Raw genomic sequence first — 26,080 nt, forward strand, 5'->3', positions numbered from 1 at the left:
CAACCAACCGGCTGTTTGTGTGAAGTGATTCACACCTGCCGTGTCGATGGAGGCGCATTATAGGGAGTTCCCGGGCATCCGCAATAGTTAAATTGCAGAAAAATGACTGACTGCTGCATTCCCCAGCAAAACCCCGCTTTATACCCTGTTACGCACAGAATTATCCACAGATGTCGGGCGATACCCCAAAACAAAAGCCACGCCACCTCTCTATATAAGCCGTCGTTCAGGGCTAAAAAGAGAAAGATAAAAATTCGCGAGCGTTGCGCAAACGTTTTCGTTACAATGCCGCGCTATAACAAGGATGCCCGGTTGGGTGCGTTAGGTGAGTTTTTAGGCAAAAACTCACCTAACGCTCTCTGTAATATTCAAATCCTGGGGATTTAATACCATGCAACAACGTCGTCCAGTCCGCCGCGCCCTGCTCAGTGTTTCTGACAAGGCCGGTATCGTCGAATTCGCGCAGGCGCTTTCCGCTCGTGGTGTCGAGCTACTGTCTACGGGTGGTACCGCACGCCTGCTGGCTGAGAAAGGTCTGCCGGTTACCGAAGTCTCTGACTACACCGGTTTCCCGGAAATGATGGACGGACGCGTGAAGACTCTGCATCCGAAAGTTCACGGCGGCATTCTCGGCCGCCGCGGCCAGGATGACGGCATTATGGAACAACACGGTATCGCGCCTATTGATATGGTGGTTGTTAACCTGTATCCGTTTGCTCAAACCGTTGCCCGCGAGGGTTGCTCGCTGGAAGATGCGGTAGAAAACATTGATATCGGCGGCCCAACCATGGTTCGCTCGGCGGCGAAGAACCATAAAGACGTCGCCATCGTGGTGAAGAGCAGCGACTACGATGCCATTATTAAAGAGATGGATGCGAACGAAGGCTCCCTGACCCTCGACACCCGCTTCGACCTCGCCATTAAAGCATTCGAACACACCGCCGCCTACGACAGCATGATTGCCAACTACTTCGGCAGCATGGTTCCGGCCTATCACGGCGAGAGCAAAGAAGCCGCTGGCCGCTTCCCGCGCACCCTGAACCTGAACTTCATTAAGAAGCAGGATATGCGTTACGGTGAAAACAGCCACCAGCAGGCTGCCTTCTATATAGAAGAAGAAATCAAAGAAGCCTCTGTCGCCACGGCACAGCAGGTTCAGGGTAAAGCCCTCTCCTATAACAACATTGCCGACACCGATGCCGCGCTGGAATGCGTCAAAGAATTCAGTGAGCCGGCCTGCGTTATTGTGAAGCACGCCAACCCATGTGGCGTAGCGGTAAGCACCTCTATTCTGGATGCCTACGACCGTGCATACAAGACTGACCCGACCTCTGCCTTCGGCGGCATTATCGCGTTTAACCGCGAACTGGATGCCGAAACCGCGCAGGCCATCATCTCCCGCCAGTTCGTTGAAGTGATCATCGCACCGTCTGCGACGGAAGAGGCCCTGAAGATCACTGCCGCGAAACAGAACGTCCGCGTTCTGACCTGCGGTCAGTGGACGCAGCGCGTGCCGGGTCTGGACTTCAAACGCGTTAATGGTGGCCTGCTGGTTCAGGACCGCGATCTGGGTATGGTCACAGAAGGCGAACTGCGCGTGGTTTCCAAACGCCAGCCGACCGAGCAGGAGCTGCGCGATGCGCTGTTCTGCTGGATCGTTGCGAAATTCGTTAAATCTAACGCCATTGTTTATGCCAAAGAGAACATGACCATCGGAATAGGCGCAGGTCAGATGAGCCGCGTTTACTCTGCCAAAATCGCCGGGATTAAAGCAGGCGATGAGGGACTGGAGGTGAAAGGTTCGGCGATGGCCTCCGACGCCTTCTTCCCGTTCCGCGACGGTATTGATGCCGCCGCTGCCGTTGGCGTGAGCTGCGTCATTCAGCCCGGCGGTTCTATTCGCGACGAAGAGGTGATTGCCGCCGCCGATGAGCACGGCATCGCGATGATCTTCACCGATATGCGCCACTTCCGCCATTAATTCACGGAGCAGACGATGAAAGTATTAGTTATTGGCAACGGCGGCCGCGAGCACGCCCTGGCCTGGAAAGCGGCGCAGTCGCCAAAAGTCGATACCGTTTTTGTCGCCCCGGGTAACGCGGGCACCGCCCTGGAACCAGCGTTGCAGAATGTGGCTATCGGCGTCACCGATATTCCGGCGCTGCTGAGCTTTGCTCAAAGCGAGAAAATTGATCTGACCATCGTTGGCCCGGAAGCGCCACTGGTGATTGGCGTTGTGGATGCGTTCCGCGCCGCGGGGCTGAAAATCTTCGGCCCAACGGAAGGCGCGGCGCAGCTGGAAGGCTCTAAAGCCTTCACCAAAGATTTTCTTGCCCGCCATAACATTCCGACAGCGGAATACCAGAACTTCACCGAAGTCGAGCCCGCGCTGGCGTACCTGCGTGAGAAAGGCGCGCCCATCGTTATCAAGGCCGACGGCCTGGCCGCCGGCAAGGGCGTGATTGTCGCCATGACGCTGGAAGAAGCGGAAGCCGCCGTTCAAGACATGCTGGCAGGAAACGCCTTTGGCGACGCCGGGCACCGCATCGTCATTGAAGAGTTCCTCGACGGCGAAGAGGCGAGCTTTATCGTGATGGTCGACGGCGAGCACGTCCTGCCGATGGCCACCAGCCAGGATCATAAACGCGTGGGCAATGGCGATACCGGCCCGAACACGGGCGGTATGGGCGCTTACTCTCCGGCACCGGTGGTCACCGATGAGGTTCACCAGCGCACCATGGAACGCATTATCTGGCCAACCGTAAAAGGTATGGCAGCGGAGGGTAATACCTACACCGGTTTCCTCTATGCGGGCCTGATGATCGACAAACAGGGCAACCCGAAGGTAATCGAGTTCAACTGCCGCTTTGGCGATCCGGAAACCCAGCCGATCATGCTACGCATGAAATCGGATCTGGTGGATCTGTGCCTCGCCGCCTGCGACGGTAAGCTGAATGAGAAAACCTCCGAGTGGGACGAGCGCGCCTCGCTGGGCGTCGTGATCGCCGCCGGTGGTTATCCGGGCAACTACAGCACCGGCGATGAGATCCACGGCCTGCCGCTGGAAGAAACGGCAGACGGCAAGGTCTTCCACGCCGGCACCAGACTCGCTAATGACGATCGCGTGCTGACCAGCGGCGGCCGGGTACTCTGCGCCACCGCACTGGGTCGCACCGTTGCTGAAGCGCAAAAGCGCGCTTACGCCCTGATGAGCGATATCAGCTGGGACGGCAGCTTTAGCCGTAACGACATCGGCTGGCGCGCTATCGAACGTGAGCAAAACCGCTAACGGCTGAGCTTTGCCAGCAGCGTTTTGCGCGTAATGCCCAACTGACGGGCGGCTTCAGTTTTGTTGCCGCCCGTTTTTTCGAGCGCCGCGAGGATCGCTTCTTTCTCTACCTCCACCAGCGGCTGAATAACATCATCACCGTGCAACACGTCCGCAACTGGCGTACCGGCAATTGCCAGCGGCAGTTCGCGTTCGGAGATGTACTCTCCGGTCAGCAGGACCACCGCCCGCTCCACCGCATTTTCCAGCTCGCGAATATTACCCGGCCAGGCGTAGTGGATGAGCAAGTCCATCGCCTGTGGCGTAAATCCCTGTACTGCTTTACGGTTACGCTCGGCATACCGTTGCAGGAAATAGCGCGCCAGTTGGGGGATATCCTCCCTGCGATGACGCAGCGGCGGCATATCGATAGTCACGACGTTCAGGCGGTAGTAGAGATCCTGGCGAAAACGCCCGGCGCTGACCTCTTCGGCTAAATCCCGGTGGGTGGCGGCAATTAGCCGTACATCGACCGAAAGGGTCTGATTGCTGCCCACCCGCTGCACTTCACGCTCCTGAATCGCCCGCAGCAGACGCACCTGCATCAACGGCGAAATATCGCCAATTTCATCGAGGAAAAGCGTACCGCCGTCCGCTTCAACGAAGCGCCCTTCTCGCCGTTTGTCCGCGCCGGTAAACGCGCCCTTCTCATGGCCAAACAGCTCCGACTCCAGCAACGACTCGTTAAGCGCCGCGCAGTTGAGGATCACCAGCGGCTGGCGGCTGCGAGCGCTGCTGGCGTGCAGCGCCCGCGCGACCAGCTCTTTCCCTGTGCCCGACTCGCCGTGAATTAATACCGTCGCATCGGAGGGCGCAACCAGGGCGATATTGTTCAGCAGCGCCCGCATCGCCGGGCTATCCCCCACCATGCCAAACTGGGCGGCCGGAGTCCCGGCAACGGGAGACTCGCTCTGCCGAGTGTGAGCCAACGCCTCGGATAGCGTCAGCTGCAGCTTGTCAAAGTCCAGCGGCTTAATCAGGTAGTCCAGCGCACCGGATTTCAGCGCTTCCACAGCGGTGTCGACGCTGGAGTACGCTGTCATAATCAGAACGGGAATCGACGGATTCAAGGTTTTGATCTCTTTCAGCGTTTCGATGCCATCCATCTCCGCCATGCGGATGTCGCATAGCACCAGATCAAACACCTTCTCGCGCACCTGTTCCAGCGCCTGTACGCCGTTGTAAGCCAGCGCAACCCGATAACCCCAGCCCCGCAACAACGCCTGTAAGATAGTGCAGTGGCTGATGTCATCGTCCACCACCAGAATATCGACCTGCTCGCCACTCATCCTTGTTCATCCTTCTGTTGCCCATTAACCGGCAAATAGAGCGTAAATAGCGCGCCCTTGCCGGGAGTGCTCTCGGCGTCAATTGTTCCGCCGTGCTGCTCAACGATGTTCTGCACCACCGCCAGCCCCAGCCCGGTGCCGTCGGCCTTGGTAGTGAAGTACGGTGTAAAAATGGCCTGTAGCTGTTCCGCCGTCATCCCTTTGCCGCTGTCCGCAACGCTCACCTTTACTCGCCCATCGCCGCACTCTCTCACCGCCACCGTAATCACGCCATCGCGGCCAATGGCATGGATAGCATTGAGATAAAGGTTGAGCAGCACCTGTTTTAAACGATCCGGATCGGCCTGGATGCGGCATAGCGCGGGCTGCGCGATAAACTTCAGAGATATCGCCCGGCTGGCGGCATCCTGGCTAACCAGTTGAAGCGAATGCGTAATGACTTCATTTAAATCAACCGATTGATATTTTAAATGCGCCGGACGCACCAGTTCCAGCAGCTCGCTGACGACCCTGTTCAGGCGATCGGCTTCCCTGGCCATCACCAGGGCCAACTGATGCGCTTCGCCATCGGCTGGGGTCCGCTCGGCGAAATACCTGGCCAGCCCTTTTATGGATGATAGCGGGTTGCGGACTTCATGGGCGACGCCCGCGGCCAGATGACCGAGCGCCAGCAGCTTTTCTTTTCGCGCCGTCGCCTCCTGCAGCTGCTTGCGCGAACGCTGATAGCGGCGAAACCAGAACTGCGCCAGCACCGTTGCCGTCATGACTACGCCTGCCGCGCAGAGCATGATGACCATATTGCGCAGGCCACGAGCATGGTCGGCATCCAGCTCGCGGGTATCAAAGGCAATAAAAATGACCTGGGGCGCCTGATTACGGAGATCGGCAGATTCGCGACGCATCATCATGCGCATATGATGCCCACCGCCGTTAAGCGGGCGAAACTGGCGATAAATCTCCAGCGCTGGCTCCGGTTGTTCGAGGCGGCGCCAGCGCTCCTCGCTACCGATATTCAGCTCTCGCAGGGTGCTGGCGGGGTAGAGCGACTCACCGACCCGCCGCGGGTCGCTATGGGCGATAATTTTACCGTTCTCATCTGTCACCGCGAACCACAGCACGCCGGGCTGCCAGGCCATCTCCTCCAGTAGCGCCTGCAGCTGGGAATGATGCATACGCATTCCCATTCCGACCCGGGTTCCGGACTCAAGAGCGCGGATCAGCACGCTGCCTTTTTCCTGGATAGTCTGGCGTGCGGCTTCATTTTCACGGCCATAGTCACGCACGATTAACGCAGAAAACAGGCACACCAGCAGCAAGATAAGGCCGGTTAACAACCAGCTCAGCCCAACGGCGACGGAATCCTTAGACAACCGCATCACGTTCATGACAACTCCCTTTCCTCAGACACCGCATAGCCCAGCAGAAATCATGCCACTATTCCGCCGCCTCTAACCTCTCCCTGGGCGCAAACCGGGAAGGCGATCGAGTAAAAATGACCCGCTGCCCCCTTTACCGCGAGTCATTTTTACTCGCTCTCGTCCGCTGAAAAGCATTCAACGCCCGATATCCTGCGGCCTTTCCACTCTGGCACGGAAGATGCAAATCACTGAGTAACCATAAGGCAGGAGAATAAACTATGAAACGGAACAAAAAAATGACGCTGACGCTGATTGCCCTCGCCGCGCTGACTTTCGGCAGTAGCTCAGCCTGGGCAAGGCACCACTGGTATAACGGTACCGATATGGGCCCCCAGGGCTATAGTCAACTGACGACCGACCAGCAGGCCACTGCCCAGAAGCTGCATAATGATTTCTATGAGCAAACCCGCGTTTTACGTCAGCAGCTCATTTCAAAACGCTATGAATACAATGCGCTGTTAACCACGGATAAACCTGACAGCGCGAAAATCGAATCCGTCGCCCAGGAGATGGACGCTCTCGGTCAGAAGCTTGCCCAGCAGCGGGTGAAGTTCGATCTCGCATTAGCGCAGGCGGGTATTCCTCGCGGCGAGGGGATGGGACGTGGAGGCTGCGGCGGAGGCCGCGGTCATATGGGGATGAACCACTGGTAAGGTTCAGAAGCTTTTTTCGGTCGGCTGCCAGGTACAGAAGTCTTCGTTTGCCACCAGCAGCAGCTGAGAGCCTTCCGGCGCTTCCAGCCACGCCACGCTCACCTCGACGGATGAGTGGTTCTGACGACGCTCAATATGCGCCAGCGCCAGCGTATCGAGGTCAGGCTTCACGGTCTGACCTTCGCAGGTGGTTACCGTCCTGTCAGCATGCCACCGCCCCTGGCGCAGCATGACGCGTCCCTGACGCAGTGCATCGCTGGTCTGGCGTATTTGCTCTGCCCGATAGCGGTATAGCGCAACCTGATCGCTGGAAAGCTGCTGCTTCTGCCCATCGATTTCACGCTGCATAAAGCTGAGTTCGCCTTGCGCATCAAACCGGGCGCGAATATGTTCCGGCGGTTTGCCGTAGACGTTGAGCTCGATCAGCGCGAGCTGACCATCCTGCCAGCGATACTCGCTGGTCGAGGTATTACCATGACGCCATGGACTGAAGGCGGCAAGGAGATGGACCTCACCGTCGGAATCTTTGCGCCAGATACGCATCGCCCCCTGGTTTTCCGCGTAACCGCTGGCGGTAAACGGCGGGAGAGAAGAATCATGGCTGCAGGCAGTGAGCAGCAATACGCCCGCCAGCGCCAGCGTGCGGCGCCAGATAGACAAAAGGGGCCGACAAGCCCCTTCGATAAAACTGTACACTGCCACGCGGTCTTACTTAACTGCGTCTTTCAGAGCTTTACCTGAAACAAATGCCGGTACGTTTGCTGCGGCGATTTTGATTTCATTACCGGTCTGCGGGTTGCGGCCAGTACGCTCAGCGCGGTGGTTCACTTTGAAGGTACCGAAACCAACCAGTTGAACAGCATCACCTTCTTTCAGAGACTCGGTAATTGCAGCCAGGGTAGATTCCAGGGCAGCTTTCGCCTGTGCTTTGGACAGGTCAGCTTTGTCCGCAATTACATCAATCAGTTGAGTCTTGTTCATAAGTTATCCTTACAATGTGTTTATCGCTTGCTAAGCATCGAGTGCGACGGAAATGCCTGAAAAGCACTCTCCTGCATACACGCACCGATAGCCACGTTTTTTCGCCCCCCAAATGTAGACCAGACGGGGGGCGGAATGGAAGCCTTCAGACGCTACAATTCAGGCGGTAAATCACGTTTTCTGGTCTCATTGCTGAAAATTTATACCAATATTGCTCTCACCGGCCTCGCGAAGGTCTGCACGTAGCCCTTTGATCAGTTCAATATCGCGTTCTTCGCAGTCGGCCAGAAGACGAAAAATCTCCCACTGAATATCCCATTCTTGTTCGACAGCCGGGTTTTCTTTGAGCTCTTCGTCGGTCATTTCGCGACCAGCCTGGGTCATTTCCAGCATCGCAACGGTGGTGATCGAACTCTTGCTGACTTCGATGGCGTGTTCGAGCGTTTCGCCGCTTAGCCGCGAATGAAGCAGTTCACTCAATGCGACGCAGGCATCGATGGCCGGATAGACGCCGTACAGGTCGTAATCATCAGCGGCCGGAATCACCTCTTCCAGCTTTTCCAGCTGGCTGTCGAAATTCACCTTCGCATCTTTTACCGTCAGCGTTTCCCAGATCAGATCGAGGATACGGCGATAAAGCTGGCCATCGGCAAATTCCGTTTGCTGACAGAACATAGCGTAGTTGGGGTACATCCGCTCGCACAGGCAGGCCATAAAAGTCACGTGCTGCCAGCTTTCCAGCTTCTCCAGACGCAGGTGAATCGGGTTTTGTAACATGATGAAATCTCGAAGTCAGAAATTAGCCGCAGTGTACCTGAATCAGTCGCGATTTGCTTGCCAACGCACAAACGCCGGACGCCGGGACGCCACCGCATCGGCCCAGCGCGTTGGCTCAGGCAGGCGATAGCCTTTCAGGCAGCGCTCCACCCACATCAGCGCGCTATCCAGGCCAACGCGGTGCCCGGTACTCACAAACAGCGGATTGCAGCGCGTTTTGCTGCGCAAGACCCACGCCAGCTGTTCGCCTTTATCTAACAACGGCGCCAGCGCGCCGGGTTCATCGCCCAACGGCCCAAACTTACCGCACAGCCGTTTTTTCGCCACGCCGATAGTCGGTACATCCACCAGCAGGCCAAAATGGCTGGCGACGCCGAGGCGGCGCGGGTGGGAAATACCGTGGCCATCAACGAATAACAGATTCGGCTTTTGCGAAAGTAGCTCCCATGCCGCCAGCAGCGCGGGGGTTTCGCGAAAGGAGAGGAAGCCGGGAATGTAAGGCATCGTGGTCGCGACGCGCGCGACCTGATACTCCACCAGCTCCAGGGACGGATAGCTTAGCAGTACCATCGCCGCCCGGGTGACCTCTCCCTCTTGCTCAAAACCGACATCCGCTCCGCCGATCAGCGTCGGCGGATCCTGTTCCAACCGATCGCCTCGTTCAACCGATGCCGCCAGGCTGAGCTGCTGTGTGCGTAGCGATGACAAATCCATATTCACTCCTTAACGGTGGTATTGCGCCGACAACCGGTGCACTGCCTCCACAAATACGCCCGCATGTTCCGGGTTAACATCCTGATGAATTCCGTGCCCGAGGTTAAAGACATGGCCTTCACCCTGGCCAAACCCGGCGAGAATAGTCGCCACCTCTTCTTCAATACGCGCCGGAGGGGCATACAGCATCGAGGGATCCATATTGCCCTGCAGGGCGACTTTATGACCGACGCGACGACGCGCATCGGCGATATCGGTGGTCCAGTCGAGTCCCAGCGCATCGCAGCCTGTTTCCGCCATCGCTTCCAGCCACTGCCCGCCGCCTTTGGTAAATAGCGTCACCGGCACGCGACGGCCATCGTTTTCACGCAGCAGCCCATCAACGATTTTATGCATGTAATAGAGCGAGAACTGCTGGTAGTCGCGGCCGGTCAGTACTCCGCCCCAGGTATCAAAAATCATCACCGACTGCGCGCCCGCTTTGATTTGCGCATTCAGATACAGCGTGACGCTTTTCGCCAGCTTATCGAGCAGCGCATGCAGGGCCTGCGGCTCGGCGTACATCATCTTTTTAATTACCGTAAACGCTTTGCTGCTGCCGCCTTCCACCATATAGGTTGCCAGCGTCCACGGGCTGCCGGAAAAGCCGATCAGCGGCACTTCTCCCTTCAGCTCACGGCGAATCGTGCGCACGGCATTCATCACGTAGCCAAGCTCACCTTCCGGGTCAGGAACGGGTAATTTATCGACATCGGCTTTGCAGGTAATGGGCGAGGTAAAGCGCGGGCCCTCCCCGGCTTCAAAATAGAGCCCCAGCCCCATCGCATCCGGGATGGTGAGAATGTCCGAGAAGAGTATAGCCGCATCCAGCTTATAGCGGCGCAGCGGCTGCAGCGTCACTTCACAGGCCAGCTCTGCGTTTTTACACAGCGACATAAAATCGCCCGCTTCGGCGCGGGTGGCTTTATATTCCGGTAAATAGCGGCCCGCCTGACGCATCATCCACACCGGGGTGACATCAACCGGCTGGCGTAGCAGCGCGCGCAGGTAACGATCGTTCTTCAGTTCGGTCATTTTTACATTCCTTTAGCGTTGATGCGCCAAGTTTATACACAAAATCATTCAAAGTGGACCAAGGCGGCAATTGAATGAACCCCAGGAGCTTACTCAAGTAAGTGACTGGGGCAAGTGAAAGCAGCCAACAAAGAGGCAGTTTGAAGGATAAAGTGTATGTAACATGTCACTCATACTCTGCCCGACACATCGCCACGGTATCTTCAATCAGACGGCGCGCCACGGTGCCCGGCGGCGGCAAAAGCGGCAGATTGTCATAGCGATACCATCCCGCCTCCAGCAGCTCTTTCTTGTCGATGACAATCTCGCCGCTATCGTACTCGGCCATAAATGCGGTCATCAGCGATTGCGGGAACGGCCAGGGCTGGGAGGTTACATAGCGCAGGTTTTTCACCTTGATACCGCTCTCCTCCATCACTTCGCGGGCAACGGTTTGCTCCAGGGTTTCGCCGACTTCGACAAATCCGGCCAGCACCGTATGCACGCCGTTGCGATGGCGAGTATGCTGCGCCAGCAGGATAGAATCATCCCGACGGATGGCGACGATAATGCACGGGGCGATTTGCGGGTAGTAGCGTTCGCGGCAGTGGCTGCATAGCATTGCCCACTCGGTTTTGCTGGGGTGCATGGGATGGCCGCAGTAGCCGCAGAATTTATGCGAGCGGTAGAACTCCGCCAGCTGGATCCCGCGTCCCGCCAGTTGAAAAAGGCCAGCATCCTGATCGAGCACCTGACGCAGCGATCCCATCTCATGGCGACGATCCTGGCGCACCAGCCACACCGGTTCGCCCTGCCATTCGCCTATTCGCAGCGCGGTTTGCCCGGCAAGATTAAAATTTACCGCTTCGCCATATGGTAATTCCCCATCGGGTAACCATAATTTCTGTTCGTGGCTGACAATCCACCAGCCGCGATCTAATTTTTCAATAATACGATCCATATCTATTGCACTACCTTCATTTTACTGGCACTTTTAACATTAAATTTACATTTTGGTGAGCAACGTATTTCTCTTAAAACCTTGCGGAGTCAACCATGTTAAACCAGCTGGAAAACCTGACGGAACGTGTTGGAGGCAGCAATAAACTGGTCGATCGCTGGCTACAAGTACGTAAGCATTTGCTTGTGGCTTACTACAACCTGGTTGGCCTGAAGCCTGGCAAAGAATCATTTATGCGGCTTAATGAGAAAGCGCTGGATGATTTTTGCCAAAGCCTGGTGGACTACCTCTCCTCCGGCCATTTTAATATTTATGAACGCTTTATCGGCGAATTGGAAGGCGATACGCCACTTTTAGCCGCCACTAAGATTTATCCACAGCTGCAGGCTAATACCCAGCAGATCATGGATTATTACGATTCCTGCCTCGAAAACGCTATCGATCACGATAACTATCTTGAGTTCCAGCAGGCGCTATCGGACATCGGTGAAGCGCTGGAAGCCCGTTTTGCGCTGGAAGATTCGCTGATTGCCCTCGCCGTAGCCCACAGTCGAAAAGACAACGTTAGCGACAATATCGCGCCGACCGCTTGAGTTGTGAGCCATTAACGCGTAGTTTACATACATTCCCCCTCACGGAGAGGGGATGTCATCTTGTCGGAGTGCCCATTTTCCACACTGGAAAAGGCTGAGACCGTTAATTCGGGATCCGCGGAACCTGATCAGGCTAATACCTGCGAAGGGAACAAGAGTAAACTGCGTTTAGCATCTGCCTCTTCATGGCCGATCGCATCTGTTACTCCATCCGTCGTCTGGCAAGCCATATCCTGTTTAACTGGAATGAGCTATGTCTACAACATCACTTACGCGTCGAGAGCAACGCGAACACGCCCAGCGCTTTATCGACACCCTGGAAGGCACCGCATTTCCCAATTCGCAGCGCATCTATATCCGCGGTTCGCAGGAAGATATTCGCGTGCCGATGCGCGAAATTCAGCTGAGCCCGACGCTTATCGGCGGCAGCAAAGACCATCCTCAGTATGAAGCAAACGAAGCCATCCCGGTCTACGATACATCCGGCCCCTATGGCGATCCGCACATCGCGATAAACGTTCAGCAGGGTCTGGCGAAACTGCGTCAGCCGTGGATTGATGCGCGTCGCGACTGCGAAACGCTTAGCGATCGCAGCTCAGCCTATACCAGAGAGCGGCTGGCGGACGATGGTCTTAACGCGCTGCGCTTTTCCGGTCTGCTTACGCCCAGGCGCGCCATAGTCGGGAAATGCGTGACGCAGCTGCACTATGCCCGTCAGGGGATTGTCACTCCTGAGATGGAATTCATCGCCATTCGCGAAAATATGGGTCGCGAACGCATTCGTGGCGAAGTGCTGCGCCAGCAGCATCCGGGCGTCGGGTTTGGCGCGCGGCTGCCGGAGAATATCACCCCGGAATTTGTGCGCGCTGAAGTTGCCGCCGGGCGCGCGATTATCCCGGCCAATATAAATCATCCGGAATCCGAGCCGATGATCATCGGCCGCAACTTCCTCGTGAAGGTTAACGCCAATATTGGTAACTCCGCGGTCACCTCGTCGATAGAAGAAGAGGTCGAGAAGCTGGTGTGGGCGACGCGCTGGGGAGCGGATACGGTTATGGACCTTTCCACCGGCCGCTATATTCATGAGACCCGCGAGTGGATCCTGCGCAATAGTCCGGTACCGATCGGTACCGTGCCGATCTACCAGGCGTTAGAGAAGGTAAACGGGATCGCCGAAGATCTTACCTGGGAAGCCTTCCGCGACACGCTGCTCGAACAGGCGGAACAAGGGGTGGACTACTTCACTATCCATGCGGGCGTGCTGCTGCGCTACGTGCCGATGACCGCCAAACGCCTGACCGGCATCGTCTCCCGCGGCGGCTCAATCATGGCGAAATGGTGCTTATCCCATCACCAGGAGAACTTCCTCTACCAACATTTCCGTGAAATCTGCGAAATCTGCGCCGCCTATGACGTCTCGCTGTCATTGGGCGATGGCCTGCGCCCCGGCTCGATTCAGGACGCCAACGACGAAGCGCAGTTTGCCGAGCTGCATACGCTGGGCGAACTGACCAAAATCGCCTGGGAGTATGACGTACAGGTGATGATCGAAGGCCCGGGCCATGTGCCGATGCAGATGATTCAGCGCAATATGACCGAAGAGCTGGAGCACTGCCACGAAGCGCCCTTCTACACCTTGGGGCCGCTAACTACCGATATTGCACCGGGCTACGATCATTTCACCTCCGGGATTGGCGCCGCCATGATCGGCTGGTTTGGCTGCGCGATGCTCTGCTACGTGACGCCGAAAGAGCATCTCGGTCTGCCGAATAAAGAAGACGTTAAACAGGGCCTGATTACCTACAAAATTGCCGCCCACGCCGCAGACCTCGCTAAAGGCCACCCCGGCGCGCAGATCCGCGATAACGCCATGTCGAAAGCGCGCTTCGAGTTCCGCTGGGAAGACCAGTTTAATCTGGCGCTCGACCCGTTCACCGCGCGCGCTTACCACGACGAAACCCTGCCGCAGGAGTCAGGCAAAGTGGCCCACTTCTGCTCCATGTGCGGCCCCAAATTTTGCTCAATGAAGATAAGTCAGGAAGTTCGCGACTACGCCGCCGCGCAGACCATTGAAGTGGGGATGGCCGATATGTCGGAAAACTTCCGCGCCCGCGGCAGTGAAATCTATCTACGTAAGGAGGAAGCCTGATGTATCAACCCGATTTTCCATCCGTCCCATTCCGTTTAGGCCTCTATCCGGTCGTCGATAGCGTCGCGTGGATCGAACGCTTACTGGCTGCGGGCGTTCGCACTCTCCAGCTGCGCATCAAGGATAAGCGCGATAGTGACGTCGAAGACGATGTCGTTGCCGCTATCGCGCTGGGACGCAAATACCATGCGCGGCTGTTTATTAACGATTACTGGCGCCTGGCCATTAAACATCAGGCTTATGGCGTGCATTTAGGCCAGGAGGATCTGGAAACCACCGACCTCAGCGCCATCCGCAACGCCGGACTGCGCCTTGGCGTTTCCACCCATGACGATATGGAAATGGATATCGCGCTGGCGGCGCGTCCCTCTTACATCGCGCTTGGTCACGTTTTTCCGACACAAACCAAGCAGATGCCTTCCTCCCCTCAGGGGCTGGATCAGCTGGCGCAGCATATTCAGCGACTGGAGGATTATCCAACCGTGGCGATTGGCGGCATCAGCCTTGAGCGCGCTCCGGCAGTACTGGCCACCGGCGTCGGCAGCATTGCGGTAGTCAGCGCCATCACCCAGGCGACCGACTGGCGGCAGGCAACGGCACGGTTGCTTGAGATAGCGGGAGCCGGTGATGAATGACAGCGATTTTATGCGCTATAGCCGCCAGCTGCTGCTGGAGGATATCGCCATTGAAGGCCAGCAAAAGCTGCTGGCCAGCCGGGTGTTGATCGTGGGTCTCGGCGGGCTGGGTTCCCCCGCCGCGCTCTATCTTGCCGGAGCCGGCGTCGGCACGCTGGCGCTGGCCGATGACGACGACGTTCACGTCAGCAACCTGCAGCGACAAATTTTGTTCACCAGCGATGATATCGCTCAGCCTAAAACCACGGCCGCCAGGGCCCGGCTGGCTCGGCTAAATCCGCAGATTGAACTGATTGCGCTGAAGCAGCGGTTAGGCGGAAAGGCCCTGCAGGAGGAAGTGGCGAAGGCCGATGTGGTACTGGATTGCACCGATAACATGGCGACCCGACAGGCGATCAACGCCGCCTGCGTCGCGCTCAAAACGCCGTTGATTACTGCCAGCGCTGTCGGACTCGGAGGCCAGCTGATGGTACTGACGCCGCCGTGGGAGCAGGGCTGTTATCGCTGCCTGTGGCCGGATGCTAACGAACCCGAACGCAACTGCCGCACGGCGGGCATCATTGGCCCGGTCGTCGGCATGATGGGAACCCTACAGGCGCTGGAGGCCATCAAGCTGCTCAGCGGCATGGCGGCGCCGCGTAACGCACTGCGCCTGTTTGATGCACGCACCAGCAGCTGGCGTACGCTGACATTACAGCGATCTCTGGGCTGTCCGGTCTGTGGAGGGCAGCATGCAGGTGTGGTTTAACGATGAACCGTTGCAGTGTGCCGAAGCGACCTCCGTCGCCGCCCTGCTCGCTCAACTGGAACAGCAGTTGCCGGGCGTCGCGCTGGCGCTTAATCAACACATCCTGCCGCGCGAACGGTGGGAAGATCATCTTTTGCAGGAAGGCGACCAAATCCTGCTTTTTCAGGTTATCGCTGGAGGCTGACATGTTACGTATTGCAGATAAAACGTTTGAATCACATCTCTTCACCGGCACCGGTAAATTCGCCGCTCCCGAGGTCATGGTGGAGGCCATTCGCGCCTCCGGTAGCCAACTGGTGACGCTGGCGATGAAGCGCGTCGATCTTCGTCAGCATAATGACGCCATTCTCGCGCCGCTGCTGGCGGCCGGCGTTAGCCTGCTCCCCAACACCTCCGGGGCCAAAACGGCGGAAGAGGCGGTATTTGCCGCCCGCCTGGCGCGGGAAGCGCTGGGCACCCACTGGCTGAAACTGGAAATTCATCCGGACGCCCGCTGGCTGCTCCCCGATCCGATCGAAACGCTGAAAGCGGCGGAGATTCTGGTTCGGGAAGGCTTCGTCGTGCTGCCCTACTGCGGCGCCGACCCGGTGCTGTGTAAACGTCTGGAAGAAGCGGGCTGCGCGGCGGTGATGCCGCTCGGCGCGCCCATCGGCTCCAATCAGGGACTGGAAACCAAAGCAATGCTGGAGATTATTATCGAACAGGCCACGGTGCCGGTGGTCGTGGATGCGGGTATTGGCGTGCCGAGCCACGCAGCCCAGGCGCTGGAAATGGGTGCCGACGCGGTCCTGGTGAATACCGCCATCGCCGTTGCCGACGACCCGGTTACCATGGCCCGCGCTTTCCGGCTGGCGATTGATGCCGGATTACTGGCGCGGCAGGCCGGACCGGGCGCGCGCAGCGCGCAGGCGCAGGCCACCAGCCCGCTGACCGGCTTTCTGGAGGCGCAGGTATGAACACCTTCACTGACCGTTGGCGACAGCTGGACTGGGACGATATTCGCCTGCGAATAAACGCGAAAACCACCGCCGACGTTGAACGCGCCCTGGCGGCCAAACAGCTCAGCCGCGACGATATGATGGCCCTGCTCTCCCCCGCCGCTGCTGGCTATCTGGAGCCTCTGGCCCAGCGTGCTCAGCGTCTGACGCGCCAGCGTTTCGGTAATACCGTCAGCTTTTATGTGCCGCTGTATCTCTCTAATCTGTGCGCCAACGACTGTACCTACTGCGGTTTCTCAATGAGTAACCGCATCAAGCGAAAAACTCTGGATGAGGCGGAAATTGCCCGTGAATGCGCGGCAATTCGCGAAATGGGTTTCGAGCATCTGCTGCTGGTGACCGGCGAGCATCAGGGCAAAGTCGGCATGGACTACTTTCGCCGGCATCTGCCCGCGATTCGCCGCCAGTTCGCCTCGCTGCATATGGAAGTCCAGCCGCTGGCGAGGGAGGAATACGCCGAGCTGAAAAACCTCGGGCTGGACGGCGTGATGGTCTATCAGGAGACCTATCATGAAAGCATGTATGCGAAACACCATCTGAAAGGGAAAAAACAGGACTTTTTCTGGCGGCTGGATACGCCGGACAGGCTTGGACAGGCGGGAATTGATAAGATTGGCCTTGGCGCATTAATTGGCCTCTCCGACAGCTGGCGCGTGGACTGCTTTATGGTGGCGGAACATCTGCTGTGGCTTCAGCAGCGCTACTGGCGCAGCCGCTACTCCATCTCCTTTCCGCGACTGCGCCCGTGCGCCGGCGGTATCGAACCTGCCTCATTGATGGATGAACGACAGCTGGTGCAAACCATTTGCGCCTTCCGCCTGCTGGCCCCGGAAGTAGAACTTTCGTTATCCACCCGCGAATCCCCCTGGTTCCGCGATCGGGTCATCCCGCTGGCCATCAACAACGTCAGCGCGTTTTCAAAAACTCAGCCCGGTGGGTATGCCGATAACCATCCGGAGCTGGAGCAGTTCGCGCCTCACGATGACCGCCGTCCGGAAGAGGTTGCCAGCGCGCTGGTGGCCAGCGGGCTGCAGCCGGTATGGAAAGACTGGGATAGCTGGCTGGGACGCGCTTCCCAGTCATCATGATAAGAGATGTAACGACTTAAAAGTTCCTGGTGCACGCTCGTAATCAGAGAAACGGAAGATGGTGACCGTGTTTCCGTTTCTCTATCCTGCCCTTGTCAGCAGTGGATGCTGTCCAGGACGAAAGCTAACTCTTCTTCATTTTCGCCCTGCTCCATCCTCTTCGCTGCAAAGGCAATTCCATCAACATGGAATATTAATCAGTCCATCTCACAACGTCAGCGTTATAATTACCGGAGATTTATCTGATTCAATCGGCAGGCATGCTGGCTAAACCTGCATCTTTCTCCACGGTTTAACGCTTCTGGAACGATTTACGACTCATGGCTCGCCATAATAGAAAGCTCTCTTTCACCTCGCCGATTGTGATCGGGTTCGCGGGTATTTTATTCAGCTTCTTGCTGATAGCGGTGTTCGCCACGACGACGCAGCGAAATGATTTTCTTGAAGATTATCATCATATTAACCGCAATTTCACCCACAATATGGCGACCAACTACACGGAGACGCTGCTGCAGGGCAATGACTTTATCCTCACCCGTGCCGCCACTTTCTTTGCCCGCAATGATGCGCTCAATGAGGCGGTTAACGTCAATCCTGAAAAAGGTTTGATGCAGCTCATGCAGCTGCAAAATATGATGCAAACCGTTTCGTCCATCTCGCTGGCGGATACCAATGGGCACTACCTGCGCGCGCCCGAGGTTCTGGAGACGGAAGACAGTCAGTCTTTTGATGCCAAATCGAGACCGTGGTTTATTAAACAAGCGGAAGCCAGTACCTTCAGCCGGTATACCAGCCCGTACAACGACTACTTCACGCATCATCCGACGATTACCGTCTACAAACCCATAATTTCTCCAGAGGGACGGCTAAAGGGCAGTCTCGCATTTCATCTCGATCTCACCTCAATGGGCTACGCGTTACGGCAGATGGTTGCTCCGGTCCAGGGGGAATTTTTTGTGGTGCAACGCGATGGTAAAGTCGTTCTCCATCCGGATCCTGGCGCCTTATTTAAACCCTACGTCAGTGAAGCGTTGATGGACAGAATGACCAGCGGCGAAGGCCAGCTCTACGATACCGATACGAACGCCTGGTACTACTACTACTCGTTTACCAACCCCGACTGGTTTGTCATTTATCGGGTCGATAACTCGACGCTGGTCAACTTGACTCGCCATGAAACGGATATCGTCGCCTGGAGCTTTGCCCTGGCCGCGATCGTTATCGTGCTGTTTGGCCTGTATCTGCGCCATGCTTCACGTACGGTGTTGATGAACATCATCAATGCCATTAAAACCGGGGATGTTCAGCGCGCCCCGCGGCTGGAAGCGATGCTCAGCAAAGCCATCGAGAGCAATAAGCAGCGCGAGTTAACCTACGTTCGCCAGGCGACCATCGATGCGCTAACCGGCTGCAAGAACCGACGCGCCTTCGACAATGATATCGCCGCGCTGATGAACGATCATCAACCTTTCTCTCTCGCGCTGGTGGATATTGATAACTTTAAAACGATAAATGACACCTGGGGTCATCTCAATGGCGATATCGTTCTGCGCAATGTCGCACGGGAAGGACTGCAGATCCTCCAACCTCTGCAAATTTCACTTTACCGCTACGGCGGGGAGGAGTTTGCGGTGATCTTTACCACCGGACATAGCGATGACGCTCTGAAGCTGCTGGAGAGCTGGCGGGCCCGCGTTGCGCAGCGCTCCTGGCGTGAAGAAGGGCTAACGGTCACCTTTAGCGCAGGTCTCGGCGAATGGAATATGGAACCCCTGGAGCAGCTTGTCGTGCGCGTTGATGAAGCGCTGTATAAAGCCAAGCAGCAGGGCAAGAATCGCATCGTCCGCGCGTAACAGAGCCTACCGTTTCCGGCCCGTCGGACGCGACTTTTAGCGTTTTCTCCTCCATAACCGAAACCGGTTTCATTATTTTGTGATGACTTACACACAATCACCGTAAAGCGGTTGTCCCGCCCGCCTGCCCGCGATAAAGATGGTACATCAAGGAACATAAGGGCCAACAATTATGAAGAATATCGTTTTATGCTGTGCCGCAGGTATGTCCACCAGCATGCTGGTTCAACGTATGCAGGCTGCTGCGCAACAAAAAGGTGTGGAAGTCTCCATCAAAGCCGTACCGGTTGCCGAGTTTAAAGATAACCTTGCCGCTGCCGATATTATCCTGCTCGGCCCCCAGGTGAAGTATGAGCAGGCCAAGCTACAGGCTATGGCCGACCCGTTTGGTAAAAAAGTTGCCGTCATCGATATGATGGATTACGGCATGATGAAAGGCGAAGCCGTGCTTGATAAAGCCCTGAAGCTGATGGAGTAAGAGATGGAAGACTTAGAAACGATCATCATGGAGCTTCTGGTTAACGCCGGTTCAGCGCGTAGCTCTGCCTTAACCGCTCTGCAGCTGGCGCGTAAAGGCGATTTTGCTGCGGCCGAACAGGCGATGGCGGAATCTCACGAATTTGTCAAACATGCGCATAAAATCCAGACCCAGCTGATCGGCATGGATGAAGGCAGCGGCAAGCTTCCGGTTAACCTGATTACCGTTCATTCCCAGGACCACCTGATGAACGCGATGGTCATTCAGGATCTGGCAACCGATATGATTGAGCTCTATCGCCGAATTCCGCTCGCGCAATAACCCCAACTATTTAACAGGCGCCGCTAACGGCGCCTGTCCTCTCTTACAGAAATCCATACATCGCCGCAAATACCCAACCAAAGACGCAAGAGACGCTAACGCCAATGAGCCCTGGCAGAATAAAGCTATGGTTAATCACAAAGCGGCCGATATGCGTTGTACCAGAGCGGTCGAATTGAATCGCCGCCAGATCGCTTGGGTAGGTCGGCAGAATGTAATACCCGTAGCAGGCAGGTGCGGAAGCAACGATGTAAGCCGGATCGACGCCAATCGCCAGCGCCACCGGAACAATCGCCGCCAGCGCAGCCGCCTGTGAGTTAACAAACTTCGACACCAGCAGCAGTACGATAGCGTAAGCCCACGGGTACTCCTTCACCATCTCCCCGAGCACGCCTTTAATCTCGGTCATATGCGCGCCAAACATCGTCTCCGCCATCCACGCGATACCGTACACCGCGACAATGGCGATCATCCCGGAACGGAACACCTCATTTTTGGAAATCGAAGCGGGATTGGTTTTGGTAATGATGATGATGAGCGCCCCGGAAAGCAGCATAAACATTTGGATCACCAGCACCATCGACAGCGGCTTGTCATCAAAGGCCGGACGCAGCTCGGAGAAGGCGCCGAGCAGGGCGACAACGGCTATTGAGGCCAGAAAAATCCACATCGCAATCCAGTTACTGGTCGGCAGCTTCTTATCGAGCAGCGTGGCCGTATCACCATAAACGTAATGGCGGTTTTCCGGCACCGCAATAAAAGCCTGAAAGGCTTCGTCTTTATCGAGGTCTTTACCGCGAAACCAGCTGAAGATACCAATGGCCAGAATCCCCAGCAGCGTTGACGGAATAGTGATCGCCAGCAGATCGAGAAACTCAAGGTGCTTACCGTTAAAGGTGAAATTGCCAAGCATCGCCACCAGCGAGACGACTGCCACCGAAACCGGGCTGGCGATAATCCCCATCTGCGCGCCGATCGAACTCGCGGCCATCGGTCGTTCCGGGCGAATATTATTTTTGATCGCAACATCATAAATAATTGGCAGAATGGTATATACCACGTGCCCGGTTCCGCAAAGAATGGTCAACGTGCAGGTGACGAATGGCGCCACGATTGAAACGTATTTCGGGTTGCGCCGCAGCAGTTTCTCCGCAATCTGCAGCATAACGTCTAAACCGCCGGAAGCCTGCAGCGTCGCTGAGGCGGCCACCACCGCAATGATCACCAGCATGACGTCTACAGGGGGTTTTCCCGGCTTAAGATGAAAGACAAACACTAAAATAACCAGACCAATGCCGCCTAAAAGGCCGAGCGCAATACCGCCCTTTCTCGCGCCATAGAACAAACAAATTAAGATAATGATAAGTTGAATAGCAAATTCCATGCTTCCCCCAGACGCTATCTTTTAAATAGCGACAATACTTTTCCGCTTTGTTTTTTATTTACTCATCTTCCCCGCCCCCTTTCGCCAGATACAGCGATCCCCTCAGTTGCGCAGAACCGAAAAGATGAGGGAAAAGTAATCACATGATTATTTGAGCTTTTTGACTATATAGCGTTTGCGGCGCGTATTTTTTGATACGTGTAGGATTTTTACCCATTGATTGATGATGAAAATCTGAAACAGAAATAAATAATCTTGAAGGGGGAGTTTATTTGCTAATTAATTGCAGCGATTACATTAATTAAATGTAATTAAAAAGTATAACGAATAAATAATAGCAGCAACGGACAGGCAATAAAAAAGCCAGTCAGATGATCTGACTGGCTTTTAAGCGCTTAGCGAATCAACGATTAATCGTTGTCGGAACCGCCCAGACCCGCGTTCAGCAGCTCTGCCAGGTTAGCAGAAGCTTCTTCCACGCTGACCTGCGGCGCTGCTGGCAGCTCGCCGGCTGCGCGGCGGCGCATACGATCCTGGTGGTAGGCATAACCGGTACCGGCCGGGATCAGACGACCCACGATAACGTTCTCTTTCAGGCCACGCAGTTCGTCGCGTTTACCCGCAACGGCTGCTTCGGTCAGGACACGCGTGGTCTCCTGGAACGATGCGGCAGAGATGAACGATTCGGTTGCCAGGGACGCTTTAGTGATACCCAGCAGATCGCGGGAGAATGTTGCACCCACTTTGCCGTTCGCTTCCAGCTCGCGGTTAGCGATCTTGACGCGAGAGTATTCAACCTGTTCGCCTTCCAGGAAGTCGGAGCTACCGGCGCTTTCGATGGTCGCTTTACGCAGCATCTGACGAACGATAACTTCAATGTGCTTATCGTTAATCTTAACGCCCTGCAGACGGTATACGTCCTGGACTTCGTTAACAATATAACGAGTCACAGCATGTACGCCACGCAGACGCAGAATGTCGTGCGGTGCTTCCGGACCGTCGGAAACTACATCACCACGTTCTACGCGTTCACCTTCGAACACGTTGAGCTGACGCCATTTAGGAATCATCTCTTCGTACGGATCGCTACCGTCTACCGGGGTGATAACCAGACGACGTTTCCCTTTGGTTTCTTTACCGAAGGAAATGATGCCGCTGATTTCAGCCAGGATTGCCGGCTCTTTCGGACGACGCGCTTCGAACAGGTCGGCAACGCGCGGCAGACCACCGGTGATGTCCTTGGTACCGCCGGATTCCTGCGGTACACGCGCCAGGGTGTCACCAGAACTGATCTGTACGCCATCTTCCAGCTGAACAATCGCTTTACCCGGCAGGAAGTACTGCGCAGGCATATCGGTGCCAGGGATCAGAACATCATTACCCTGAGCATCAACGATTTTCAGCGCCGGACGCAGGTCTTTACCACCAGTGGTACGCTCTGCAGAATCCAGAACCACCAGAGAAGACAGGCCGGTCAGCTCGTCGGTCTGACGAGTAATGGTCTGGCCGTCAATCATGTCAGTGAAGCGGACGAAACCGCTCACTTCGGTGATAACCGGCATGGTGTGCGGATCCCAGTTTGCTACGGTTTCACCGCCGGCAACCTGCTCACCATCACCTTTCGCCATAACGGAGCCGTAAGGCACTTTATAGCTCTCTTTGGTACGACCGAATTCGTCGATCAGTTTCAGCTCGGTATTACGGGACGTAATAACCAGCTTACCGCTGGAGTTCACAACCGACTTCGCATTGCTCAGACGGATGCTACCTTTGTTTTTCACCTGGATGCTGGACTCAGCAGCCGCACGAGATGCCGCACCACCGATGTGGAACGTACGCATCGTCAGCTGTGTACCCGGCTCACCGATGGACTGTGCCGCGATAACGCCGATAGCCTCACCTTTGTTGATGATGTGGCCACGCGCCAGGTCACGACCGTAGCAGTGCGCACATACACCAAAGTCGGTGTCACAGGATACAACGGAACGCACTTTGACTGAGTCAACGGAGTTCTCTTCCAGCAGATCGCACCAGTGCTCATGAAGCAGCGTGTTGCGTGGAACCAGAATGTCCGCCGTACCCGGCTTCAGAACGTCTTCAGCGGTCACACGACCCAGTACGCGATCGCGCAGCGGCTCTTTAACATCGCCACCCTCGATAACCGGGGTCATGGTGATGCCTTCCAGGGTGCCACAGTCGTCTTCAGTAACGACCAGGTCCTGTGCAACGTCAACCAGACGACGGGTCAGGTAACCGGAGTTCGCTGTTTTCAGTGCGGTATCCGCCAGACCTTTACGCGCGCCGTGCGTGGAGATGAAGTACTGGAGTACGTTCAGACCTTCACGGAAGTTCGCGGTGATTGGCGTTTCGATGATTGAGCCATCCGGCTTCGCCATCAGACCACGCATACCAGCAAGCTGACGAATCTGTGCAGCAGAACCACGCGCACCGGAGTCGGCCATCATGTAGATGCTGTTGAAAGAAACCTGCTGCTCTTCTTCGCCGTTACGGTTAATAACGGTTTCGGTTTGCAGGTTGTCCATCATCGCTTTGGATACACGATCGTTGGCCGCAGCCCAGATATCGATAACTTTGTTATAGCGTTCGCCAGCGGTCACCAGACCCGACTGGAACTGCTCCTGAATCTCAGCAACTTCCGCTTCCGCTTCGCTGATGATTTCGTATTTTTTCTCCGGGATGACCATGTCATCGATACCAACGGATGCACCTGAACGCGCTGCATAAGCAAAGCCGGTGTACATCGTCTGGTCCGCAAAAATAACGGTCGGTTTCAGGCCCAGAATACGGTAGCAGGTGTTCAGCATCTTAGAGATAGCCTTCTTACCCAGCGCCTGGTTGACGATGGAGAAAGGCAGACCTTTCGGTACGATCATCCACAGAATGGCGCGACCAACGGTCGTATCTTTCAGGCTGGTTTTCGCAACGAATTCGCCGTTTTCATCTTTTTCGTATTCGGTGATACGCACTTTAACGCGCGCATGCAGAGAGGCCAGGCCAGCGCGATAAATACGCTCAGCTTCTTTCGGGCCAGTCAGCACCATGCCTTCGCCTTTGGCGTTAACACAGTCACGGGTCATGTAGTACAGACCCAGTACAACGTCCTGAGACGGAACGATGATAGGCTCACCGTTCGCTGGAGACAGGATGTTGTTAGTAGACATCATCAGCGCACGCGCTTCGAGCTGGGCTTCCAGCGTCAGCGGTACGTGAACAGCCATCTGGTCACCATCGAAGTCGGCGTTGTATGCCGCACAAACCAGCGGGTGCAGCTGGATAGCTTTACCTTCGATCAGCACTGGTTCAAATGCCTGGATACCCAGACGGTGCAAGGTTGGTGCACGGTTCAGCAGTACCGGGTGTTCGCGGATGACTTCGTCCAGGATATCCCAAACGACAGCTTCTTCGCGCTCAACCATTTTCTTAGCGGCTTTGATGGTGGTGGCCAGGCCACGCAGCTCCAGCTTGCCGTAAATAAACGGTTTGAACAGCTCCAGCGCCATTTTCTTCGGCAGACCGCACTGATGCAGACGCAGGTATGGACCTACGGTGATTACAGAACGACCGGAGTAGTCAACACGCTTACCGAGCAGGTTCTGACGGAAACGACCCTGCTTACCTTTGATCATATCGGCCAAAGATTTCAGAGGACGTTTGTTCGAACCGGTGATCGCACGACCGCGACGACCGTTATCCAGCAGGGCGTCAACCGCTTCCTGCAGCATACGTTTTTCGTTGCGTACGATGATGTCCGGCGCAGCCAGATCCAGCAGACGTTTCAGACGGTTGTTACGGTTAATGACGCGACGATACAGATCGTTTAGGTCAGAAGTCGCAAAACGACCACCATCCAGCGGAACCAGCGGACGCAGATCTGGCGGCAGTACCGGCAGAACGGTCAGGATCATCCACTCCGGCTTGTTGCCAGACTGTACGAACGCTTCCAGCAGTTTGATACGCTTGGTCAGCTTCTTACGCTTGGTTTCGGAATTGGTTTCGTTCAGCTCTTCGCGCAGAGTTTCACACTCTTGCTCCAGATCCATGCTCTTCAGCAGGGCCTGGATAGCTTCCGCACCCATCTTCGCGTCAAATTCGTCACCGAACTCTTCCAGCGCGTCCAGATACTGTTCTTCAGTCAGGATCTGCTGGCGTTCCAGGTTGGTCATACCGCCTTCGATAACCACATAGGATTCGAAGTACAGCACGCGTTCGATATCGCGCAACGGCATATCGAGAAGCAGGCCGATACGGGACGGCAGAGACTTCAGGAACCAGATATGAGCGGTCGGAGACGCCAGCTCGATGTGGCCCATACGCTCACGGCGCACTTTAGTCTGGGTCACTTCAACGCCGCACTTCTCACAGATCACACCGCGGTGTTTCAGGCGCTTGTACTTACCGCACAGGCACTCGTAGTCTTTTACTGGCCCGAAAATACGCGCGCAGAAAAGGCCGTCACGCTCAGGTTTGAACGTACGGTAGTTAATGGTTTCCGGCTTTTTAACTTCACCAAAAGACCATGAACGGATCATGTCTGGCGATGCCAGAGCAATTTTGATCGCATCAAACTCTTCGGTTTTAGTTTGCGCTTTCAGAAACTTTAATAAGTCTTTCACGGATTTGCTCCCGTCGGAGTTAGCA

23 protein-coding genes and 1 riboswitch are annotated in these 26,080 nt (G+C 56.0%); of the genes, 13 read left to right on the forward strand and 10 right to left on the reverse strand.

Annotation, left to right across the window (positions count from 1 at the left end; all coding sequences use genetic code 11):
- Window positions 1-391 precede the first annotated feature (391 nt).
- Both purH and purD read left to right on the forward strand, forming a co-directional pair.
- Complete coding sequence (gene purH / locus HMPREF3178_RS00015; protein WP_004109672.1) at window positions 392-1,981, forward strand: bifunctional phosphoribosylaminoimidazolecarboxamide formyltransferase/IMP cyclohydrolase; 1,590 nt, start codon at window positions 392-394, stop codon at window positions 1,979-1,981.
- Between the two features lie 15 nt (window positions 1,982-1,996).
- A complete protein-coding gene (gene purD, locus HMPREF3178_RS00020) occupies window positions 1,997-3,289 on the forward strand; it encodes a phosphoribosylamine--glycine ligase (protein WP_016809147.1) in 1,293 nt (430 codons plus the stop codon).
- Here the strand turns inward: purD and zraR are convergent.
- Both zraR and zraS read right to left on the reverse strand, forming a co-directional pair.
- Window positions 3,286-4,617: a sigma-54-dependent response regulator transcription factor ZraR gene (gene zraR, locus HMPREF3178_RS00025; protein WP_047720460.1), complete on the reverse strand. Its 1,332-nt coding sequence runs from the start codon at window positions 4,615-4,617 to the stop codon at window positions 3,286-3,288. The genes purD and zraR overlap by 4 nt on opposite strands.
- Window positions 4,614-6,002: a two-component system sensor histidine kinase ZraS gene (zraS, locus tag HMPREF3178_RS00030; protein WP_017145139.1), complete on the reverse strand. Its 1,389-nt coding sequence runs from the start codon at window positions 6,000-6,002 to the stop codon at window positions 4,614-4,616. Before zraS ends, zraR begins: the two co-directional genes overlap by 4 nt.
- A gap of 251 nt (window positions 6,003-6,253) precedes the next feature.
- Between zraS and zraP the strand changes: the two genes are divergently transcribed.
- Window positions 6,254-6,688, forward strand: coding sequence for a zinc resistance sensor/chaperone ZraP (gene zraP, locus HMPREF3178_RS00035; protein WP_017145140.1), 435 nt, complete (start codon window positions 6,254-6,256; stop codon window positions 6,686-6,688).
- A gap of 3 nt (window positions 6,689-6,691) precedes the next feature.
- Here zraP and HMPREF3178_RS00040 read toward each other — a convergent pair whose 3' ends face one another.
- The 6 genes from HMPREF3178_RS00040 to nudC form a co-directional block, all read right to left on the reverse strand.
- Window positions 6,692-7,384 (reverse strand): DUF1481 domain-containing protein, encoded by a 693-nt coding sequence (locus HMPREF3178_RS00040; RefSeq protein WP_004109689.1) that lies wholly within the window; start codon window positions 7,382-7,384, stop codon window positions 6,692-6,694.
- A gap of 12 nt (window positions 7,385-7,396) precedes the next feature.
- Complete coding sequence (gene hupA / locus HMPREF3178_RS00045) at window positions 7,397-7,669, reverse strand: nucleoid-associated protein HU-alpha (protein ID WP_004097675.1); 273 nt, start codon at window positions 7,667-7,669, stop codon at window positions 7,397-7,399.
- Window positions 7,670-7,855: 186 nt separating this feature from the next.
- The gene (locus tag HMPREF3178_RS00050; protein WP_017145141.1) at window positions 7,856-8,446 is read right to left on the reverse strand and encodes a YjaG family protein; all 591 of its coding nucleotides are present in this window, start codon (window positions 8,444-8,446) and stop codon (window positions 7,856-7,858) included.
- 42 nt (window positions 8,447-8,488) lie between these two features.
- Window positions 8,489-9,160, reverse strand: coding sequence for a deoxyribonuclease V (gene nfi / locus HMPREF3178_RS00055; protein WP_004109691.1), 672 nt, complete (start codon window positions 9,158-9,160; stop codon window positions 8,489-8,491).
- A gap of 9 nt (window positions 9,161-9,169) precedes the next feature.
- Window positions 9,170-10,234 (reverse strand): uroporphyrinogen decarboxylase, encoded by a 1,065-nt coding sequence (gene hemE, locus HMPREF3178_RS00060; RefSeq protein ID WP_004109692.1) that lies wholly within the window; start codon window positions 10,232-10,234, stop codon window positions 9,170-9,172.
- Window positions 10,235-10,400: 166 nt separating this feature from the next.
- Complete coding sequence (nudC, locus tag HMPREF3178_RS00065; RefSeq protein WP_004117114.1) at window positions 10,401-11,174, reverse strand: NAD(+) diphosphatase; 774 nt, start codon at window positions 11,172-11,174, stop codon at window positions 10,401-10,403.
- 95 nt (window positions 11,175-11,269) lie between these two features.
- Between nudC and HMPREF3178_RS00070 the strand changes: the two genes are divergently transcribed.
- The 10 genes from HMPREF3178_RS00070 (at window position 11,270) to HMPREF3178_RS00115 (ending at window position 20,037) form a co-directional block, all read left to right on the forward strand.
- Window positions 11,270-11,767, forward strand: coding sequence for an Rsd/AlgQ family anti-sigma factor (locus tag HMPREF3178_RS00070; RefSeq protein WP_004109697.1), 498 nt, complete (start codon window positions 11,270-11,272; stop codon window positions 11,765-11,767).
- A 54-nt stretch (window positions 11,768-11,821) separates the two neighbouring features.
- Window positions 11,822-11,935: riboswitch (TPP riboswitch) on the forward strand.
- Between the two features lie 85 nt (window positions 11,936-12,020).
- Window positions 12,021-13,916, forward strand: a complete 1,896-nt coding sequence (gene thiC, locus HMPREF3178_RS00075; protein ID WP_017145142.1) for a phosphomethylpyrimidine synthase ThiC — start codon at window positions 12,021-12,023, stop codon at window positions 13,914-13,916.
- The gene (gene thiE / locus HMPREF3178_RS00080; RefSeq protein WP_004117108.1) at window positions 13,916-14,551 is read left to right on the forward strand and encodes a thiamine phosphate synthase; all 636 of its coding nucleotides are present in this window, start codon (window positions 13,916-13,918) and stop codon (window positions 14,549-14,551) included. The genes thiC and thiE overlap by 1 nt, the downstream gene beginning before the upstream one ends.
- The gene (locus HMPREF3178_RS00085; protein WP_004109706.1) at window positions 14,544-15,299 is read left to right on the forward strand and encodes a HesA/MoeB/ThiF family protein; all 756 of its coding nucleotides are present in this window, start codon (window positions 14,544-14,546) and stop codon (window positions 15,297-15,299) included. The genes thiE and HMPREF3178_RS00085 overlap by 8 nt, the downstream gene beginning before the upstream one ends.
- Entirely contained in the window at window positions 15,283-15,483 is a 201-nt protein-coding gene (thiS, locus tag HMPREF3178_RS00090; protein WP_004109709.1) for a sulfur carrier protein ThiS, read from the forward strand. Before HMPREF3178_RS00085 ends, thiS begins: the two co-directional genes overlap by 17 nt.
- 1 nt (window position 15,484) lies before the next feature.
- The gene (thiG, locus tag HMPREF3178_RS00095) at window positions 15,485-16,255 is read left to right on the forward strand and encodes a thiazole synthase (RefSeq protein WP_004109711.1); all 771 of its coding nucleotides are present in this window, start codon (window positions 15,485-15,487) and stop codon (window positions 16,253-16,255) included.
- On the forward strand, window positions 16,252-17,385 hold the full coding sequence (thiH, locus tag HMPREF3178_RS00100) for a 2-iminoacetate synthase ThiH (protein ID WP_017145143.1): 1,134 nt from the start codon (window positions 16,252-16,254) through the stop codon (window positions 17,383-17,385). Before thiG ends, thiH begins: the two co-directional genes overlap by 4 nt.
- A gap of 320 nt (window positions 17,386-17,705) precedes the next feature.
- Window positions 17,706-19,238 (forward strand): sensor domain-containing diguanylate cyclase, encoded by a 1,533-nt coding sequence (locus tag HMPREF3178_RS00105; protein WP_004109715.1) that lies wholly within the window; start codon window positions 17,706-17,708, stop codon window positions 19,236-19,238.
- Between the two features lie 172 nt (window positions 19,239-19,410).
- Complete coding sequence (locus HMPREF3178_RS00110; protein ID WP_004109717.1) at window positions 19,411-19,716, forward strand: PTS sugar transporter subunit IIB; 306 nt, start codon at window positions 19,411-19,413, stop codon at window positions 19,714-19,716.
- 3 nt (window positions 19,717-19,719) lie between these two features.
- A complete protein-coding gene (locus HMPREF3178_RS00115) occupies window positions 19,720-20,037 on the forward strand; it encodes a PTS lactose/cellobiose transporter subunit IIA (RefSeq protein ID WP_004097651.1) in 318 nt (105 codons plus the stop codon).
- Window positions 20,038-20,080: 43 nt separating this feature from the next.
- On the opposite strand, the gene dcuB is transcribed toward HMPREF3178_RS00115, so the two are convergent.
- On the reverse strand, window positions 20,081-21,421 hold the full coding sequence (gene dcuB, locus HMPREF3178_RS00120) for an anaerobic C4-dicarboxylate transporter DcuB (RefSeq protein WP_004117097.1): 1,341 nt from the start codon (window positions 21,419-21,421) through the stop codon (window positions 20,081-20,083).
- Between the two features lie 410 nt (window positions 21,422-21,831).
- Window positions 21,832-26,055 (reverse strand): DNA-directed RNA polymerase subunit beta', encoded by a 4,224-nt coding sequence (rpoC, locus tag HMPREF3178_RS00125; RefSeq protein WP_004109722.1) that lies wholly within the window; start codon window positions 26,053-26,055, stop codon window positions 21,832-21,834.
- Window positions 26,056-26,080: the final 25 nt, after the last annotated feature.

The organism is Klebsiella sp. HMSC09D12 (assembly GCF_001808475.1).
Lineage (GTDB): Bacteria > Pseudomonadota > Gammaproteobacteria > Enterobacterales > Enterobacteriaceae > Klebsiella > Klebsiella oxytoca.